Annotated in this window: 17 protein-coding genes; 4 read left to right on the top strand and 13 right to left on the bottom strand. The window is 58.7% G+C overall.

Annotated features, from left to right (window positions below; genetic code table 11):
- Positions 1-40: 40 nt before the first annotated feature.
- The 7 genes from ACPOL_RS27760 to ACPOL_RS27730 form a co-directional block, all read right to left on the bottom strand.
- A complete protein-coding gene (locus ACPOL_RS27760; protein WP_114209922.1) occupies positions 41-1,657 on the bottom strand; it encodes an outer membrane protein assembly factor BamD in 1,617 nt (538 codons plus the stop codon).
- An 80-nt stretch (positions 1,658-1,737) separates the two neighbouring features.
- Positions 1,738-2,448 carry a ribulose-phosphate 3-epimerase gene (gene rpe / locus ACPOL_RS27755; RefSeq protein ID WP_114209921.1) on the bottom strand — a complete coding sequence of 237 codons (711 nt, stop codon included), beginning with the start codon at positions 2,446-2,448 and terminating at the stop codon, positions 1,738-1,740.
- Positions 2,449-2,580: 132 nt separating this feature from the next.
- A complete protein-coding gene (locus ACPOL_RS27750; RefSeq protein WP_114209920.1) occupies positions 2,581-2,913 on the bottom strand; it encodes a hypothetical protein in 333 nt (110 codons plus the stop codon).
- A 170-nt stretch (positions 2,914-3,083) separates the two neighbouring features.
- Positions 3,084-3,755, bottom strand: a complete 672-nt coding sequence (locus tag ACPOL_RS27745; RefSeq protein ID WP_114209919.1) for a heme exporter protein CcmB — start codon at positions 3,753-3,755, stop codon at positions 3,084-3,086.
- Positions 3,752-4,249 carry an aminoacyl-tRNA deacylase gene (locus ACPOL_RS27740; protein WP_114209918.1) on the bottom strand — a complete coding sequence of 166 codons (498 nt, stop codon included), beginning with the start codon at positions 4,247-4,249 and terminating at the stop codon, positions 3,752-3,754. The genes ACPOL_RS27745 and ACPOL_RS27740 overlap by 4 nt, the downstream gene beginning before the upstream one ends.
- Entirely contained in the window at positions 4,246-4,911 is a 666-nt protein-coding gene (locus tag ACPOL_RS27735) for an ABC transporter ATP-binding protein (protein ID WP_114209917.1), read from the bottom strand. Before ACPOL_RS27735 ends, ACPOL_RS27740 begins: the two co-directional genes overlap by 4 nt.
- A 70-nt stretch (positions 4,912-4,981) precedes the next feature.
- Entirely contained in the window at positions 4,982-5,455 is a 474-nt protein-coding gene (locus tag ACPOL_RS27730) for a cytochrome c maturation protein CcmE (RefSeq protein WP_114211124.1), read from the bottom strand.
- Between the two features lie 222 nt (positions 5,456-5,677).
- Here ACPOL_RS27730 and thiC point away from each other — a divergent pair, with 222 nt between their 5' ends.
- The gene (thiC, locus tag ACPOL_RS27725) at positions 5,678-7,204 is read left to right on the top strand and encodes a phosphomethylpyrimidine synthase ThiC (RefSeq protein ID WP_414633324.1); all 1,527 of its coding nucleotides are present in this window, start codon (positions 5,678-5,680) and stop codon (positions 7,202-7,204) included.
- Between the two features lie 196 nt (positions 7,205-7,400).
- Positions 7,401-9,020 (top strand): glucose-6-phosphate isomerase, encoded by a 1,620-nt coding sequence (pgi, locus tag ACPOL_RS27720; RefSeq protein ID WP_114209916.1) that lies wholly within the window; start codon positions 7,401-7,403, stop codon positions 9,018-9,020.
- A 314-nt stretch (positions 9,021-9,334) separates the two neighbouring features.
- Here pgi and ACPOL_RS27715 read toward each other — a convergent pair whose 3' ends face one another.
- Complete coding sequence (locus ACPOL_RS27715) at positions 9,335-9,640, bottom strand: GIY-YIG nuclease family protein (RefSeq protein ID WP_201758983.1); 306 nt, start codon at positions 9,638-9,640, stop codon at positions 9,335-9,337.
- Positions 9,641-9,725: 85 nt separating this feature from the next.
- Positions 9,726-11,075, bottom strand: coding sequence for a dicarboxylate/amino acid:cation symporter (locus ACPOL_RS27710; protein ID WP_338026723.1), 1,350 nt, complete (start codon positions 11,073-11,075; stop codon positions 9,726-9,728).
- Positions 11,076-11,263: 188 nt separating this feature from the next.
- Between ACPOL_RS27710 and ACPOL_RS27705 the strand changes: the two genes are divergently transcribed.
- Positions 11,264-12,466: a threonine synthase gene (locus ACPOL_RS27705; RefSeq protein ID WP_114211121.1), complete on the top strand. Its 1,203-nt coding sequence runs from the start codon at positions 11,264-11,266 to the stop codon at positions 12,464-12,466.
- A gap of 22 nt (positions 12,467-12,488) precedes the next feature.
- On the opposite strand, the gene ACPOL_RS27700 is transcribed toward ACPOL_RS27705, so the two are convergent.
- The 4 genes from ACPOL_RS27700 to ACPOL_RS27685 all read right to left on the bottom strand — a co-directional run bounded on the left by ACPOL_RS27700 (position 12,489) and on the right by ACPOL_RS27685 (position 15,339).
- Complete coding sequence (locus tag ACPOL_RS27700) at positions 12,489-13,253, bottom strand: ion channel (RefSeq protein ID WP_114209914.1); 765 nt, start codon at positions 13,251-13,253, stop codon at positions 12,489-12,491.
- 66 nt (positions 13,254-13,319) lie between these two features.
- A complete protein-coding gene (locus ACPOL_RS27695; protein ID WP_114211120.1) occupies positions 13,320-14,192 on the bottom strand; it encodes a Nif3-like dinuclear metal center hexameric protein in 873 nt (290 codons plus the stop codon).
- A 180-nt stretch (positions 14,193-14,372) separates the two neighbouring features.
- The gene (locus ACPOL_RS27690) at positions 14,373-14,720 is read right to left on the bottom strand and encodes an STAS domain-containing protein (protein WP_114209913.1); all 348 of its coding nucleotides are present in this window, start codon (positions 14,718-14,720) and stop codon (positions 14,373-14,375) included.
- A 67-nt stretch (positions 14,721-14,787) separates the two neighbouring features.
- Entirely contained in the window at positions 14,788-15,339 is a 552-nt protein-coding gene (locus tag ACPOL_RS27685; protein WP_236657079.1) for an ATP-binding protein, read from the bottom strand.
- Positions 15,340-15,693: 354 nt separating this feature from the next.
- Between ACPOL_RS27685 and ACPOL_RS27680 the strand changes: the two genes are divergently transcribed.
- A complete protein-coding gene (locus ACPOL_RS27680; RefSeq protein WP_114209912.1) occupies positions 15,694-17,616 on the top strand; it encodes a M61 family metallopeptidase in 1,923 nt (640 codons plus the stop codon).
- Positions 17,617-17,769 lie beyond the last annotated feature (153 nt).

Genomic DNA, 17,769 nt, shown 5'->3' with positions numbered 1-17,769 from the left:
CCGCATTAAGCGGCCTTTTTCAACGCATACCCGCCATCTTTTAGAACGGGTTCAGCTTGTCCAGGCCTTTCTTTTTCTTGTGCTTGCTCGATGATTCGTCCTTGGGATCGAACTTGCCGCGGTCGCCTTTCTTGGAGGCGGCGGCTGCCGAGGTAGTTCCGGTGGTGACTACTGCCGGAGCTGCCTTGACGTCGTTGACCTGGGAGGGCGCTTCGGCCGGCTTATCGACCGCAGGGAGCGTGGTCGTATCCGTTGGGCCCACGGCACGGAGGCCGCCATTGTCAGGGACGGCCGTCGGAACCGGCGCCCCGTTGACTACGGCCGGCGAGGCGGCGCCGTTCGGCGGATTTGCCGGTGCAGCGGCGGGAGGATTCGCATCGGTCGGCGGAGCCGCGCTGGTGCCGTTATTGGAAGGCGTCACGATCTCAGCGCCAACCCCGGTGCCGCCGCTATTGGGAACATCTTCAAGGCGGGGCGCGGGCGCCGGCTGATCGCTCCGTGGCGGCGCGGTGCCGTTCTGGATATCAGTCGATGCGGCCTGGACGGGGGCTGCGGGGGTCTTGCCGGCGATCACCGCATTGAAGGCAGCCATGGTCGCTTTGCTTACCTGGGGCGCGTAGGTTGCAGGAGGATCGACCATCGTCGGCTGACCGACGTGGGCGGCCGCAACTGTGGATGGCGCCTTGGTGAAGAGCAGAACTGCGCGTTGTGACAGTTTTACCGGTACGCGGCTCTCTTCTTCAGCCTGACTCTCGGCGAGCTCTTCCTTGGTGGGCTCGGGGACCGGATGACCGAGGGCGAGCAGACGGTCTTTGGCGTCCTCAACGTGCGGCGCCATGGCGTATTTGGTGACTACCCGGCTATAGGCGGCGGCGGCCTGGTCATTGTAGATGCGGATGAGCTGTTCTTTCGGGCCTTCAGGCATTTTGAATGCCTGCGTAGCCCGCGCCTCGGCGGCAAAAGCGTCGCCGAGCGCGATCAGGTTCAGGTCGCTGTGGCTGAAAAGCGGATAGCTGTCAGCGACGGTCTGGAGGCGGGCGATGCTGGCGGCCCAGTTTTCGTGACTTTCATAGAAAGTGCCGATCTGATATTCGCGCTGGGCGAGGACTTCCTGAACATCGCGTAGATGCTGCTGGGCCCGCGGGATCAAGGTCGAATCAGGGAACTGGTTGATCATCTGCCGGTATTCCTGCTCGGCACGCTGCACGTTGGTATAGTCCCGGTCGGGCTTCTCCATCTGCATGTAGTAAATGTCGGCTACGCGCATCTGCGCCTCGGCGGCTTCGGGGACATTGGGGAAGAAGGTGATGAAATCCTTGTACTCCGATTCCGCCTGGGTGTACGCCGCGGAGCCGCCCTCTTTGAACCAGCTGTCGCCGACCGCCAACTTGGCGCGCATCTGATATTCCGAGTCGGGATAGGTATTCAACAGGGTTTGCAGGTCAAGGCGGCAGACGTCGTAGCGGCCTTTCTTGAGCGCGACCATCGCCTTGTCGTACAACTCCTTATCCGGTTGCTTGGAGTCGAGGTTAGCGAGCGGATTGCTCGTGTTGGGCTTGCTGCCTGACTTTTTCTTGCCGAAAATTTCGCCGTGTGCGGGAGCCACTAGCGCCGTAAGCAGCAGGGCGCCGGAAATGCGGAGTAGGAGACGCTGCATAACACCTCAAAACAACTACACTTCAGTCTATTGCATGGAGCCCGCGGTTTGCTATGCTCCTGCCTCAAATTGCTGTGCTGCTAGCTGGCTTTGCCAACAGCTTCAGGCTTCTTCGCCTCGCGGGCTTGTCCGGCCGCAGTCAGTGCTGCCAGGGTGAGCTCGCGGGTGCCGGTTTCGCCATCGCCTTTACCGTAAACCGCATTTCCCGCCACCAGCAGGTCGGCCCCGGCTTCGACGACCGAGGCGATGGTTTCGTGATCGACACCGCCATCGACCTCGATATGGAAGTTCAGCCGGTATTCTTCGCGAAGCTCCTTCAGCCGCCGGATTTTGTCCAAGGCGAAAGGAATAAACTTCTGTCCGCCGAAGCCTGGATTCACGCTCATGACCAGCACATGGTGAACCATGGGAAGCACGTCGATGAGGAAGTTGACGCGGGTCGCGGGGTTGATGACGACCGCCGGCTCCATGCCATGCTCGCGGATGTGCTCGAGGGTGCGATGCAGGTGCCGGCACGCCTCGTAATGCACGCTCACCCAATTGGCCCCGGCCTCGGCAAAGTCGGGAATAAATTGATCCGGATTCTCGATCATCAAGTGGCAATCCAGGGTGAGTTTGGTGGCCTTGCGAAGCGATTTCACGACCGGAGGGCCAAGCGTAATGTTGGGCACGAAATGGCCGTCCATCACGTCTACATGAATGATCTTGGCGCCACCCCGTTCGGCAGCGGCGACCTCATCGGCGAGATGGGCAAAGTCAGCAGAAAGAATGGAGGGAAGGACTTCAACCATGGCGTGACTCCTGGGGGAAGTTTATCAGTTGGATGCCGCGAGAAATCGGGAGCAGAGGATGGCGGGTCTCCCGATTCGACCCGGTTCGTGTCGCAATAATTTCCTGGCGCGTCACCGATGCGTCACGTTGCCTTAGTATGGCTGGTTCTTCCAGATCAACGGAATGTAGTAGACCTCAAGATAACGGGAGAGCAGGAACATCAGCACCGTTCCAGCCAAGGCCCAATAAAAGAGCTGGACCGGCAGAGTTCGCGTCACCGGGGGTTCCGATCGCTCGCTGATACTGAAAAGCAGTCCACTCGCGAAGCAGACACAGGCGCACATGGCCAGGGTTTCGACCGCTCCTGCCAGCCTATACTGCCAAGGGCTTCCTGGAACGAAGAAGGCGCTGCCAAGCAAGGCATAGATCGACACAATACTGAGGATCAGGGCGACGGCTTTGGCGAGTTCGCGGAACACGGTCAAGCCTCCCTCCGGGCAGAATTGCCGTCAGGGAACTTTCTGCCTCAAGTATAGAACTGGTGGGCGGCACTCTGAAAGGGGTTGGGCTCCGTGATTCCGCCGCATAGGCTGTCCTCCGCGGCTAGAGAGAACTCCATGGAGGCCCGTGCCCGGATCGTCCTCCGTCTCGGTCGCTACTCCGCCTGAATCACGGTTTCAAACAGCAGCAGTCCGACGGTCGTAAAGATCACGTCGTAGCCGGCGAGGAACTTGATCCAGAGCGTGGGGTCAGCTTCTCCAGTGAGGATGCCGGTGGTGGCCAGCACCATGGCGAGCAGCGCCGGAATGTAGATGGGGAAGAGAATGAGCGGAAGCAGCAGTTCGCGATTGCGGGTGCGGATCGAAAGTGCGGCAAAGAATGTCCCGTTCACGAGCAGCGCCCAGGTGCCGAGCGGCAGCACCAGGAGCAGCGGCCATGCGGGGCCGACCGAGCGCAGGTTGTAGAAGATGATGAACAAGGGCGCGAGCACCAGCTGAACGATGGTGACAAAAAAGAAGTTCACCAGGACTTTCGCCAGGAAGAGCGCCGAGGCGGGAGCCGGGGCCATGCGTTGGGCATCGAGGACGTTGTTGCGAATTTCGCGGGCCCAGGTCTGGTTAAGGGCGGTGACCGAGGCGAACATGGTGGCGACCGAGAGGATGCCGCCGGCGATCTGGCGGGAGACTTCTCGAGTCGGGTCGAAGGCCAGCGAGAACAGCACAACGATGATCAATGCGAAGAAGAGCATCGAGTTGATCGCGTCTTTCGAGCGCCACTCGATGCGGAGATCGCGGATGAGGTGGGTGAGAACGTAGGGGCGGTTCATTTGGAGAGGTCGGCGAGCTTGGTCGAGCCCAAGGACTCCGCGGCCCTGAGGTAGTCGGTGGGCGCGAGGATCAGTTGAACCCCGCGGGCCCCGGCGGAGACGGAGATTCGGTCGAAGAGTTCGAGGGTCTCGTCGATGATTACGGGGAAGGCCTTTTTCGCGCCAAAGACCGTCACTCCGCCGCGGACGTAGCCGGTCAGGGGAAGAACATCTTTGATCGGTGCCATTTCGGCCTTGCGCGTGCAGGCTGCCTGGGCGAGCTTTTTGAAGTCGAGTTCGACGTTCCCGGGAACGATGGCGAAGAGATGATCGCGTTCGTGGGTCGCGCAGAGCAGGGTCTTAAAAACCTGTTCCGGCGGCATGCCAATCTTGTGGGCGACGGCAACCGCGGAAAACTCCTCCTCGCCAAGTTCGTACTCGCGCAGTTCGTAGGCGATGCCGAGCGAATCAAGATAACGGGCGGCATTGGTCTTGGTTTTGGCTGGAGGTTTCAAACGGTCGCTCCGGCGGCTTGCTCGACCGCGATCACCGCTCCGGCCTGCATCGTAATGAATTCGTCGGCCAGGGGTGCGGCCAGTTCGCGCTGATGGGTAGTGAGGATGATGGTCTTGCCCTGGGAGCGGAGGTTGCTCAGCAGGTCGAGCATCTGCCTGGCGCTGGCTGCGTCCATATTCGAAAAGGGCTCATCGAGAAGCAGAAGCTCGGGCTGCGGCAGCAGGACTCTGGCCAGCGAAGCGCGTTGCCGCATGCCCTGCGAATACTGGCTGATGGGCCGAGCGAGCGCCGGGTCCAGGCCGGTTGCCTGCATCGCTGCTTTGGGCTCGAGGCAAGGCCGGGTGCGGTAGAGGCTGGCGAAGTAGCGCAGGTTTTCAAGCCCGGTGAGCTCGTCGTAGAGCATCGGTGCGTGGCTCATGTAGCCGATCCGGTCACGGCCATCGGATGGAGCGGCTCCGAAGACAAGGATTTCGCCAAAAGTCGGTCGAAGCAGGCCGGCGATGGTGCGGAGCAGCGTCGATTTGCCGGCGCCGTTTTCACCCAGAAGTAGAGAGCAGCGACCGGAATCAAAACCGATCGTGATTTGGCGGAGCGCGGCGAAGGTTCCGTAAAGACGGGAGACGCCGGTTAGCTGAACGATCTGGGGCTGGATGCCGGGCACTTCAAGGAGTATAGCGAGTCGGCAGAGCGGCCATCGTGGAACGCAGCGCCTTTCGCGAAAACTGTTCGCCTCAGCGACTGAGCGGAGCGGCCCCTAAAGACGCCGTCTTCGCTGCAGCGGGAGCGGGCGACATGCCTGGAGTCTCGCCTGGCTTGGGCGCATATTTCGAGGCGCATTTCGCTTGAAGCGCCGTGGCGTGGAAGACGCCGTCGCGGCCGTAGGTGCCGATGGCGAGCGCCTGGGCGTTGTCTTTAAAGGTGTCAGGCGGCGGCTCAGTCCCTTTGTAGTCGACCTTAAGGCGGTTGTTGTTCTCGACGAGAACGAACTGGGCAGTCGTGCCGGAATGTTCGATGCTGCCGGGGGCAACGTTGCCGGCGACCCGCAGATGGCGGGTGTAGGCGTCGCCTCCCATCCCGTGGAGCTCCGAAATGGTGACGTAGTAGCTTTTATTAGCCTTGACTCCGCTAAGCGCGAGATAGCCGATTGTGCCCACGATGACTACAACAGCGATGGTGATGCGGAGAGCCTGTTTTCCGGACTTCATACCAGTCCATTGTAAGCGCAGCGGGCGCTGTTTGGGTTCTCTTTCGACGTCGTTGTTTCCGTCCCGGCACAATAATCAGCCCGGCCGAGGACATGCTTCCATCTGAGCACGGTCACTTTCGCCTGAGACGAAAGAGGCGGGGTTCAGGGACGCGGGAATTTCCTAGATATAATCGCACTCATATCGAGACAGCGAACATCCAAGGCATTAAGACGAGACGGCGTGACGATCACACGGCAAGACGCAGACGATTCCGAGGTGAATATGAGTTTGAATGGCAGCAGCAGAGTGGATTCCACGAACAATCCCACGAACGAGATTTTGAGGCCGCGGGCGGAGTGGATCGTGAATCGCAAGGCCGAAGTGGCGCGCACCGGCGATACGAATGTGTCGCAGATGCACTTTGCGCGGCAGGGCAAGATCACTGAAGAGATGGCCTTCGTCGCTGAGCGGGAGGAGATTGACGCCGCGCTGGTTCGGGATGAAATTGCCGCAGGGCGGCTGATCATTCCAGCCAACATCAATCATCCGGAGCTCGAGCCGATGGGGATCGGCATCGCCACCCGCTGCAAGGTGAATGCCAACATTGGCAACTCCGCCATCACTTCAAATATCGATGAAGAGCTGCGCAAGCTGCATATGGCGGTGCAGTACGGCGCCGACACGGTGATGGACTTGTCCACCGGCGGCGATATCCCGGAGATCCGGGACACGATCCTGCGTCATTCGCCGGTGCCGATCGGCACGGTGCCGATCTATGAGGCGCTCAATCGGGTGAAGCGGGTTGAGGACCTGAATATTGATGTCTATCTTGAGGTGATCGAGGAGCAGGCGCAGCAGGGCGTCGACTACTTCACCGTACATGCCGGGGTGCTGATCCAATATGTGCCGATGGTGGCCAAGCGCATTACCGGTATCGTGAGCCGCGGCGGGGCGATCCTGGCGCAGTGGATGACCCATCACCATAAGCAAAATTTTCTCTATGAGAATTTCGACCGCATCACCAAGGTGATGGCGAAGTATGACGTGAGCTATTCGCTGGGGGACGGGCTGCGCCCCGGATCGATCGCGGACGCGAGCGACGATGCGCAGTTCGCCGAGCTCAAGACACTGGGCGAGTTGACAAAGAAGGCCTGGGAGTCGGACGTGCAGGTGATGATTGAGGGGCCGGGGCATGTGCCGCTCGACAAAATCAAGGAGCAGGTCGATAAGGAAATCGAGCTTTGCTACGGGGCGCCGTTCTATACTCTGGGGCCGCTAGTGATCGATATCGCTCCCGGCTACGACCACATCACGTCTGCGATTGGTGCGGCGATCATCGGCTGGCATGGTGCTTCGATGCTTTGCTATGTGACTCCCAAAGAGCACCTTGGTTTGCCGAACGAAAAGGACGTGAAGGACGGGATGATCGCCTACAAGATCGCGGCCCATGCCGCGGACGTCGCCCGCCATCGGCCAGGCGCGCGCGACCGCGACGACGCCATCAGCTATGCCCGCTACACTTTCGACTGGGAGAAGCAGTTCGCGCTCTCGCTCGATCCGGAGACGGCGCGGGCGATGCACGACGAGACGCTGCCTGATGATTACTACAAGGAAGCGGCTTTCTGCTCGATGTGCGGCCCGAAGTTCTGCTCGATGAACTGGTCGAGTAAGGTGGATGAGTTTAATGCAAAGGAACATGGCTTGGTGAAGAAGGACTTGACGGAGTTGGTGAATCTGCAGGCGAGTGTTTTGAGCGCGAAGAACTAGCGGGTCAGGGAGTTAGCTGAAGCGCAGCTAGCTAAAGAGCTAAGTTAGCTAGAGAGCGGCTAGCTAAAAAGCAAGTCAGCTAAAGAGCGGTTAGCTAAAAAGCAAGTCAGCTAAAGCGCGGTCAGCTACGAAGCAAGTCAGCTAAGGTGCGGTCAGCTATGAAGCGATTGGTGCTTTATACCGAGGAGAATATGAGATGGCAGCCTTGAACGAACTTTCGGCCTGGAAGGCCTTAAGCGACCACCACAAGCAGATCGCACCGATCCACCTTCGCGAATTGTTTGATAAAGATCCGCAGCGGGCGGAGAAGTTTTCGGTTGAGGCTGCTGGAATCTTCCTCGACTACTCGAAGAACCGGATTACCGATGAGACGGTGAAGCTGCTGCTGCAGTTGGCGGAGGAGTCGGGGGTCAAGGCGCGCCGGGACGCCATGTTCGCCGGCGAAAAAATCAACATCACCGAGAAGCGGGCAGTTCTGCACGTAGCGCTGCGCGCGCCCAAAGACGAGAAGATTTTAGTCGATGGCGAGGATGTGGTTCCCGCGGTCCATGAAGTTCTCGACAAGATGGCTGCCTTCAGCGATCGCGTTCGCAGTGGAGAATGGAAGGGGCACACCGGCAAGCCGATCAAGAACATCATCAACATCGGTATCGGCGGCTCTGATCTCGGCCCGGTTATGGCCTACGAGGCGCTTAAACATTACAGCGACCGTGCGAAGATCTTCCGCTTTGTCTCGAACGTCGATGGCGCGGATTTTGTTGAAGCCACCGTCGACCTCAATCCTGACGAAACGCTCTTCATCATCTCGTCGAAGACCTTCACCACGCTCGAGACCATGACCAACGCCAACTCGGCGCGCGAGTGGGCGCTCAAGGGTCTTGGAGGTGATGAGTCCGCGATCGCCAAGCACTTCGTTGCGGTTTCGACCAACAGCGAAAAGGTCAAGGCCTTCGGCATCGATACGGCGAACATGTTCGGCTTCTGGGACTGGGTCGGCGGCCGGTATTCGATGGATTCGGCGATCGGTCTGTCGACGATGCTCGCCATCGGGCCGGAGAATTTCCGTGCGCTGCTGGCTGGCTTCCACGAAATCGACGAGCATTTCCGCACTGCTCCGTTCGAGAAGAACCTGCCTGTCCTGCTTGGCCTGCTCGCTGTCTGGTACAACGACTTTTTCGGTGCGCAGACGGTAGCGATCCTTCCTTACGAGAACTACCTCAAGCGCTTTCCCGCCTACCTGCAGCAGCTGACGATGGAGAGCAACGGCAAGCATGTCACCTTAGCTGGGGAACACGTCAACTACGATACCGGTCCGATCTACTGGGGTGAGCCGGGCACCAATGGGCAGCACTCCTTTTACCAGCTCATTCACCAGGGAACGCGGCTCATCCCTGCCGACTTTATCGCGTTCGTGAAGGCGATCACGCCGCTCGGCCGCCATCACGACATCCTGCTGGCGAATGTTTTTGCGCAAACCGAGGCGCTTGCCTTTGGGAAAACTCCCGAGCAGGTCAAGGCCGAGGGAACGCCCGACTGGCTGGTACCGCACCGGGTCTTCGAAGGCAACCGCCCATCGAACACGATCCTCGCGGAAGAACTTGATCCGAAGACGCTGGGCAAGCTGGTTGCTTTGTATGAGCATTCCGTCTTTACTCAGGGCGCGATCTGGCAGATCGATTCCTTCGATCAATGGGGTGTGGAATTAGGCAAGGTCCTGGCGCAGAGGATCCTTGGCGAGATCGAAGATGCGAAGGCTCCACTGAAGCATGATAGTTCGACTACGGCGTTGATTGAGCGGTACCGGAAGTTGAAGTAGTGAACCCCCGGGACCGCGTGAAGGCGCTAAGAATGAGTTCGCTCAAACTTGGGGAGTTTCTGCTTAACGTGTCCCTGTGGTTGAAAGTTCGGAGGTACTTTATAATGTTGGCCTTCGGCCGGATTTTTAGACAAACCGCAGATCCTTCGCTTCGCTCAGGATGACAGTATTGTTTACGGGCTTATCTTTTAGAAGAGATATCATTCTAGTTTCCCTGTCGCGAAGCGGGTATGAAAGTCAGCCGACTCCACGATCAATACGACATAATTCCGCGAATAGACACAACACGATTCTGCAAATCAACACAACAAATGTCATCCTGAGCCAAGCGAAGGAGCTGCGGTTGAATTTATTGGCTGACCCCAACCTTCGCTAAGATCCACCCACGTTGGGTTGGATATTGCAATTAGCTCGATCTTCCTTGCCCTACGCCAGCCCTTCAGTTCCTTCTCGCGAGCAATGGCCGTCCCCGCGTTGCTGTACTGCTCAAAGCAGACCAGGCGATTGCAGTTGTACCTTGCCGAGACGCCTTCGTATTCCTTGTTCCTGTGTTGCCAGATGCGTTGTTCCATATTGCTGGTGACTCCGACGTAGAGGGTGTGGGAGCGGCTGGCCACCATGTAAGTGAAATAGCTTCTTGGCATTGGGGAGTGAGATGAAGGATGCGCCTGCGGCGCGATTTACGCAAACCGCAGATCCTTCGCTTCACTCAGGATGACATTCCTGCGGAGGGTTTACATCTGTTAAGGCCGACCGAGTGCTGGACGGAGCGAATTTGCCCTCCCACCTTGCCACCACCACGCTTGCTAGGCAATTCCCAGTCACGTTGATGGCTGTCCGGCCCATGTCCATTAAGGCGTCGACTCCCAGGATGAGCACGATCGGTTCGACCGGAAGGCGAAAGCTCGCGGCCGTTGCCATCAGTACAACGAGACTGGCTCGAGGCACTCCGGCGACGCCTTTGCTGGTGAGCACCAAGGTTGCCAGCATCACCAGCTGCGTTTTCCATCCAAGATGAATGCCCCCGGCCTGGGCCACGAAAACCGAGGCCAGCGCGAGATAGATCGCCGTGCCGTCGAGGTTGAAACTATAGCCGGTGGGGATGACGAAGGCGACGATGTTTTCGGGAACTCCGAGAGCTTCCATGTTCTCCATGGCAATCGGGAGCGCTGCTTCGGAGGTCGAGGTTGAAAAGGCGAGAAAGGCGGGCTCGGCCACTGCAGCGAGAAAGCGGCGGATGGGCACTCGCGCGATCAGCGCTGCAGGTAGCATCCCCACCAGAATGAAAGCGACGAGAGCGCCGTAGAGCGTTGCGACAAGTTTGGCAAGCCCGAGGATTGCGCCCGATCCAGAGTGGGCGATGGTGTAGGCGAGCGCGGCACCAACCGCTAGCGGCGACACGAACATGACCAGGTTGGTGAACTGGAACATCGCCTTAGTGAACGACTGCGCCACGGTCAGCATCGGCAACCGGCTCTCATCCGGCAGGCGAGTCAAAGCCAGTCCGAAGAGAACGGCAAAGACAACCACCTGCAGGATTTCGTTCTCTGCGATCGACTTGGCGATATTCTCTGGAAAAACATGGAGCAGGAACTGGTCCCACTTAGGTATAGATTGCGGAGAAGTCTGCTGCACGGGGAGCGCCAGTCCAGCGTTCTTGTTGTTCGCCGAGGCAGGCACTTGCAGACCAACGCCAGCGCGGCTGATGTTGATGGCGGCCAGTCCGACCAGCAGCGCAATCGTAGTGAGGACTTCAAAGTAGATCAACGACTTGATGCCGAGCCGGCCCACTTCTTTGAGGCTGCCATGTGAGCCGATCCCGGAGATAAGCGTACCGAGAATCAATGGCGCGACGATGGCTTTGATCAGCCGCAGAAAGATGTCGCTGAAGACGTGAAGCTGGAGCGCGAACGATGGTGCATCCAGCCCAAGTTCGATGCCGGCAAACATAGACCAGAGGATCCAGATTGTCATGTTGCGGCGGCGGATGGCGTATCCGGCTGCGAAGGTGAGGGCAGCGATACGCAGGAGCTCAACGACAACCCTGATCGTCACCAGGCGGGCAGCCTCGAAGGCATGATTGGCGATTGAGAGCGATCAGCCAAGTCAGGCAACCCTACTTTCTCCCCATTGTCTTCTTGATCGTCATCCGCTTATGCGCCAAGCAGCAGGTAAGACTCCGCTACATCCCTTACTATAAAGGAGAGCGCCTTTGCGTCGTTACGGTGGCCTCTCTTCCCCCTATGACATCGATCGCCTATTTAGAATGTTCCCGTTGCCACTCTCATATCTCCGCTGAAACCCCGCAAACCCTCTGCCCGGTCTGTCCGACTCCACCGGCAGGCTCGCTGTATGTCCGATATGACTTTTCCGCCCTGCGCGGATCGTTGCCCGGGGCCGCGATTGCGGAAGGCACACCAGCTAACCCATGGCCGGGCATGTGGCGCTATCGCGCTGTGTTGCCCGATGTCGAGCCGATCACTCTGGGCGAGGGTTGGACCCCGATGCTGCGGAGCAAACGCTATCCGAACGTGTACCTGAAGGAAGAGGGCGCGAATCCTACCGGTACCTTCAAGGCGCGCGGGCTAGCCCTGGCCGTTACCATGGCGCGCCACTACGGTTTGCGCAAGCTGGCCGTGCCGTCGGCGGGCAACGCGGCAGGCGCACTGGCTGCCTACGCCGCCGCTGCGGGCATGGAGGCCCACATCTTCATGCCACGCGATGTTCCATTCGCGAACTACGTCGAAGCCGTTGCTTATGGAGCGAACGTCACGCTCGTTAACGGGCTGATCTCCGACTGCGGACGAATCGTCGCCGAGCGCAAGGCAGCCGAAGGCTGGTTCGACGTCTCGACGCTGAAGGAGCCGTTTCGCGTCGAGGGCAAAAAGACGATGGGGTATGAACTGGTTGAGCAGCTTGGCTGGGAGTATCCCGACGCGGTCTTTTATCCCACTGGCGGCGGCGTTGGCTTGATCGGCATGTGGAAGGCCTTCGGTGAGCTCGAGGAACTCGGCTGGGTCAAGCCGGGCAAACGACCGAAGATGATTGCGGTGCAAGCATCCGGCTGCGCGCCAGTGGCTCGGGCTTTTGAGGCCGGGGAGAAGGCCAGCGAGATGTGGAAGGATGCGGCGACCTTTGCTTCCGGCTTGCGGGTACCCAAGCCCTACGGCGACGCCATCATGCTGGACATTCTGCGGGAGTCGGAAGGCATCGCCCTGGCGCTCAGCGATGAGGTGATCTTAACGTCCATTCTCGATTGGGCGCGCAACGAAGGAATATTTCTCTCCCCGGAGGGCGCGGCTGCGACTGCGGCCTACGATCGCCTGATTGCGGATGGTTTTCTGCAAGCTTCCGATCGCGTGGTGTTATTCAATACTGGCGCCGGATTGAAGTATACCGATGTCACCGCCGAAGCGATGGGACTGAAACGCGATCCGCAAAGCTGAATGAGGATTAGTCAACTCTCATCTATGGCGCTGAGTCAGTCGGGAGTGCGGCGTCAGTTCGCCTTTCTTCCTCTCGGCTCGAGGCCGAGAGGGAAGTCGGGCGCTTGCGATAGGAATCCATCAACCTCGAGATCAGTACCGCCAGGTAGAGGATGCCGAGGATGGATTCGATGACCGTGAGCGACCGGGCCTCTGGTGAAACTGGGGTGATTCCCGCAGCGCCCAGCGACGTCATCGTTCCAAAGCTGTAGTAGACGAAGTCGAAGCGGTCCGGAACCAGATGCCGGTTGGTTAAGGGATCGAGGTAGAACGCGTGCGGACGGAAGTCGGAGATGAGCCCGAAGACACTGGCGAAGCTGAAGCCCACCAGCAAATAGATACACAACGCGCCAAAGATGGTCTCAGCGTCGGGCTGTTGGTGGGCAAAGACGCGGCGAAAGATCACGACGACGATAAAGACGTCAAAGGTGAAGCTCAGACCGATCCTGATAATCGACAGCCAATTGGCATCGATCCGGTGGAACATCACGGTGTGCTGCAGCAGGGCAGGGACAGCAAGCACGACAGCGAACACCACCAGACTGCGACGGAAGCTGACCGCGTAGACACTCAGCAGAATGACCACAGTACTAAGGAAGCGGAAGAGGTAATACCGGGATCCGTTGTCGCCGGCGAGCGGATAAAGAACCAGACTGCCGAGCAAGAAGATGAAGAGCAGAAAGAACTTCCGCGTGGTGAGCGTGTCTACGTGCCTCGACTGCAGGAACAGGCGCGCGCGATTTTGCATCAAGAGAGCACCGTGATTTCTGGTGCTGATACTAAAACATTGTCCGAGCAGCAACCAGCGTTTTGGTCAGCGCGAGCCATGCGCAGGAACAGCCGCGAAGGGACTGCCCGCTTTCAGAAACTCGACTGGCACCCCTGGGAACAAGCCTTGAAGCCACTTGGCGCAATACTCCATGCCAGGTTCTTCTGAGACCTCGTGTCCCACCAGAATCAAGGCCTTATGACGGCCTTCGGCGATTGCGTCGCGGGCGTACTCGACCGTCTCCCACTCGGCTGCTTCGCCAGCGACCAGCACCTCGACATCATCGCGTTCGAGGAACTCGACCTGCTTGACTTCGCCGGAAGCTCCCGGCAAGAGCGCCACCCGGCTTACTTGCATCTTCCGGTCGCCAACCACGCGAAACAATTCCGCTCCGAGTTGCTGTTTCAGGTTTGTCTCCAGATCGCCAAGCGTCTGTTGGGGAAGCTTGAACAGATGCGGCTGTCCCGGAACCTGGAACTGCTCCCAGCCGAGCTTTGCCGTCACTCCCTCCAGAATTCCGTCAGGATTGCGCAGGTGCCACAGGTCGTGAAAGCGCCAGACCACCAGGTGATGGTCGCGGACGAAGGCTTCTTTCTGCGCCTGCACCGGATCGTTCCCGAGGATGCTTTTGTCGTCGGTGTGCGTGTAGAAGGTGGGTTCATGGGTGATGATGAGGTTATGCCCATCGGCTGCGGCCTGCTGCAAGACAGCATAGGTGTCGAGAAAGGTGGTGGCGATGCCGGTAACTTTTTCTTCCGGGTCGCCCCCTTTGAACGTGTCGACGGTCTGCGCCGGGGATTCGGCTCCGGTCGCCTGCTTGATCCGTTCGATCACCTGCCGAGCGGTTAATTGCTGGGCAGGAGCGGTCAGGTTAGCGGCTAACAGGACCAGGCCAAGGCATCGGGCCGGTAATCGCATCGTCTTCTTCATCGTTGGAAGGCCCCGCCATTTTCCGAATCGGAGTGCATCGTTACGGCAAAAATTTACTGATCAGATAGATCGAAGCGACAGCGCCTTCGGGCAGCATCGAGCCGCCACCTAGACGAGAAGAGGCTGCCGGGAGTTCGGCAGCCTCAGGGGGTGCTCTCAGAGTTCGTCTTACTTGGTAAAAGAAGCAATCGCAGTCGCTTCGTCGTCCTTCACGTCGAAGACGGTGTAGAGCTTGGTGATTTGAAGCAGGTCATGGACCTTCTTGGTCAGATTGAGCAATTTGAGCTCTCCGCCTTGATTGCGTACGGTGGTGTAAGCGCTGACGAGTTCGCCGATACCCGAGCTGTCGATGTAGTTTACGTCGCCAAGGTTGAGCAGGATATGCTTGGAACCCTTAGACAGCAGGTCGCGGACCGCGTCGCGCAACTGGACGCTGCCCTCGCCGAGCGTGATGCGACCGCTTAAATCGAGAATGGTAATACCGTCGACCTGACGGGTACTGAGTTTTAGGCTCACTTAGAAGGTCCTCCTTGAATGTCTAAACTAAAGAATGAAGAGAATTTTTCAGAAACAACTGAGGCTTTCATTCCGCCGCATGTTCCGCGCCCAAATGCTTGATCAGGGTAAGTTCTGTGCCTGGATTTAGCAACTTGAAATGTACCTCATCCATAAAGGAGCGGATAAGGAAGATGCCGCGGCCGGAGCCGCGCAGAAGATTTTCGGGGGCCAAAGGATCGGGAAGAGTGTCGGGATCGAGACCGACTCCCTGGTCGGCGATGCGAATAATCAGATCGCTACCCGTGTTCTCAAAAGAGGCGGTAATGTGCTTCTGCGGGTCGTAGGAATTGCCATGAAGGACAGCATTCACGGCTGCCTCCCGCACCGCCATCGCGATGCGGTAAACCTCATCCTCTTCGACGCCCGCCTTTTTCGCGAGTTCTTCAGCTGTCTGCTCGACCCGGTTCACGCTATCCAGCGAGGACTCGAGCGTATATGTGATCCGGCTTGCCTGTGATTCCTTCAATCGCTGACCCTCGGGCGCTGCCATGAAACAAAGCCGAGCAGGCTTGTTTCGCATTCCCGAAGTGTGCTTGCACAAGGCGGCAATGTCAAGCTTTGCAGCCAGTTCGAACAAACTTCCTTCTTCCTTACCGCCCTCTCAGCAAATCTCAATCACTCATGATGGTCAACCGCCAGCGCAAGCACCCGGGTCGAGCGCACCAACGCGCCTCACAAAACTTTGGCATTGGCCCCAGGGCAGCAGCTCGAACTGATAGCGCTCCTCTAGTCGCCACCTTGACTTCTAGCCACCCTCACCTCGTCCTGGCCAGTGGCCACGGCCGGGTGCGGCGCTTGCCTCGCGTGAAACTCTCTCCCATGAGGCAGTCAAAACTGCCAGCATGACGCAATGATGCCGCAAGGACCTCCGGGTCTGGCAGGTGTGTTTCCTCTCCTTCCGTTAGACTTAGCAGTTGTTTTCAGGAGAGTCATGAACAGAAAGTCGCTGCTTCTTCGTTCTACCCTTCTGTTTGGCGTCGCTGCTTCTTCCTGCTTCCTTTCTGCACAGACCCCCTTGCCCATTCAAGTCACCGTCGATGTCACCGATGCTCCCCGCCGGATTCTTCATGCGCGGCTTTCCATCCCCGTGGAGCCGGGTCCGCTCACCCTGCTCTATCCAAAATGGATACCCGGGGAGCATGAACCCAGCGGGACGGTCGATAATCTGGCGGGTCTCTTCATTGCTGCCAACGGCCAGGATCTCGCCTGGCAGCGAGACGACGTCAATATGTTCGCCTTCCACCTGACCGTGCCAGCTGGGGTGACGACGCTCGACGTCAAGCTTGACTTTCTCGCTACCGCGCCTGCGACCGGTTCTTCGGCCGGCGCCTCTACATCGGCGAACCTCGCGATAGTGAATTGGAACCAAGTGGTGCTCTATCCGCAAGGGAAGCAGGCCGAGGCGATCCAGTTCCAGCCGTCGGCGCGCATGCCGCAGGGATGGCAGTATGGAACGGCGCTCAGCAAAGCCTCCGACGACAACGGCACGGTGCACTTCGAACCGGTATCGCTCGAACAATTAGTCGATTCACCGCTGCTGACGGGAAAGTACTTTCGCGAAGTTCCGCTGGCGCCGGAAGTGAGTCCAAAGCATTATCTCGATCTGGCTGCAGATGGGCCTGAGGATCTCCAACTGAAGCCGGAAGCGCTTGCTGCCCTGGATAATCTGGTGCGGGAAACCGGCGCTCTTTACAAGTCGAGACACTATCGGGGCTATCACTTCCTGGTCACGCTCAGCGATCAGGTGGCGCACTTCGGCCTGGAGCACCATGAATCGAGCGACGACCGCGCGGCCGAACGGACCTACATCGACGACAACCTGGCACTGGTATCGGCAGATCTGCTGCCGCATGAATTCACTCATTCCTGGAACGGCAAATATCGTCGCCCGGCAGGTTTGGCGACTGGCAACTATGAGAGCCCAATGCGGGGAAATCTTCTTTGGGTCTATGAGGGCCTGACCCAGTATCTCGGGGATGTGCTGGCAGCGCGGAGCGGCATCGAAACAGCCGCTCAGTACCGCGACGCCCTCGCCCAGAGTGCGGCCACCTTCGACCTCAGGCCGGGCCGCACCTGGCGCGATCTGCAGGACACCGCGACCGCGGCCCAGACTCTCTATGAGACTGTGGATGAATGGGACAACTGGCGCCGGAGCGTTGACTACTACGACGAAGGACAGCTGATCTGGCTGGAGGTCGACACTACCATCCGCAAGCAGAGTAAGAACAAGAAAAGCCTTAACGACTTCTGCGCGTCGTTTCTCGGGCTTGGCGGCGACACCCCGCCAAAGGTAGTGACCTACACCTTTGAAGATGTAGTCAACAGCTTGAATGCGATTGTCCCTTTCGATTGGGCGTCCTTCCTGAATGAGCGATTAAGGTCGAAGGCGAATCATGCTCCGCTGGCCGGCATCGAAAACGGCGGTTACCGGATTGTCTATACCGACCGGCCCAATGACTTCACCCAAGCCACGGACCTAGTCAACGGCGCCACAAACCTCTGGTGGTCGATTGGGATGACGGTAAACACCAATGGCCGAGGCGACGATGGCGGCAAGATCGGCGACGTGCTGGTCGATTCCCCCGCGGATAAAGCCGGCCTTGGTCCAGGGATGAACATCATCGCTGTGAACGGCAGGCAGTACTCGGGTGAAGTGCTGAAGAATGCAATTGCCGACGCCAAGGCAAACTCCAACCCCATTGAATTAATTGTCGCCAATACCGGTTATTACAAGGTCATTCGACTCGACTATCACCAGGGATTGCGCTATCCCCACCTAGAACCTATCCCCGGTGCGTACCTGGCCCTGGACGACATTCTGCTGCCGCTGCGGAGAATTTCTGCAGCCCGATAGCGGATTCACCGACAGCAGAAACATAGAGACTTTCGCAGGGCAACCGGGTTCCGAAACGATGGGGCGGCGGCGCGCATTACAGTAGCTGGACTTCTGCTCTATAATTGCGGCCACGATCTCCAGTGTTCAAGCGTAATCATTGTCCTGGACCTT

Origin of the sequence: Acidisarcina polymorpha, assembly GCF_003330725.1 — a bacterium.
GTDB lineage: Bacteria > Acidobacteriota > Terriglobia > Terriglobales > Acidobacteriaceae > Acidisarcina > Acidisarcina polymorpha.
Note: the sequence above shows the minus strand (reverse complement) of the source record. Positions and strands in the feature narration are given on the sequence as shown.

What these genes read in the sequence shown, in the direction of transcription:
- ACPOL_RS27730 (WP_114211124.1), bottom strand. Translation starts at nt 5,455, where the DNA reads ATGAAGTCCGGAAAACAGGCTCTCCGCATCACCATCGCTGTTGTAGTC.
- ACPOL_RS27760 (WP_114209922.1), bottom strand. Translation starts at nt 1,657, where the DNA reads ATGCAGCGTCTCCTACTCCGCATTTCCGGCGCCCTGCTGCTTACGGCG.
- ACPOL_RS27695 (WP_114211120.1), bottom strand. Translation starts at nt 14,192, where the DNA reads ATGCGATTACCGGCCCGATGCCTTGGCCTGGTCCTGTTAGCCGCTAAC.
- rpe (WP_114209921.1), bottom strand. Translation starts at nt 2,448, where the DNA reads ATGGTTGAAGTCCTTCCCTCCATTCTTTCTGCTGACTTTGCCCATCTC.
- ACPOL_RS27700 (WP_114209914.1), bottom strand. Translation starts at nt 13,253, where the DNA reads ATGCAAAATCGCGCGCGCCTGTTCCTGCAGTCGAGGCACGTAGACACG.
- ACPOL_RS27680 (WP_114209912.1), top strand. Translation starts at nt 15,694, where the DNA reads ATGAACAGAAAGTCGCTGCTTCTTCGTTCTACCCTTCTGTTTGGCGTC.
- pgi (WP_114209916.1), top strand. Translation starts at nt 7,401, where the DNA reads ATGGCAGCCTTGAACGAACTTTCGGCCTGGAAGGCCTTAAGCGACCAC.
- ACPOL_RS27715 (WP_201758983.1), bottom strand. Translation starts at nt 9,640, where the DNA reads ATGGTGGCCAGCCGCTCCCACACCCTCTACGTCGGAGTCACCAGCAAT.
- ACPOL_RS27745 (WP_114209919.1), bottom strand. Translation starts at nt 3,755, where the DNA reads ATGAACCGCCCCTACGTTCTCACCCACCTCATCCGCGATCTCCGCATC.
- ACPOL_RS27705 (WP_114211121.1), top strand. Translation starts at nt 11,264, where the DNA reads ATGACATCGATCGCCTATTTAGAATGTTCCCGTTGCCACTCTCATATC.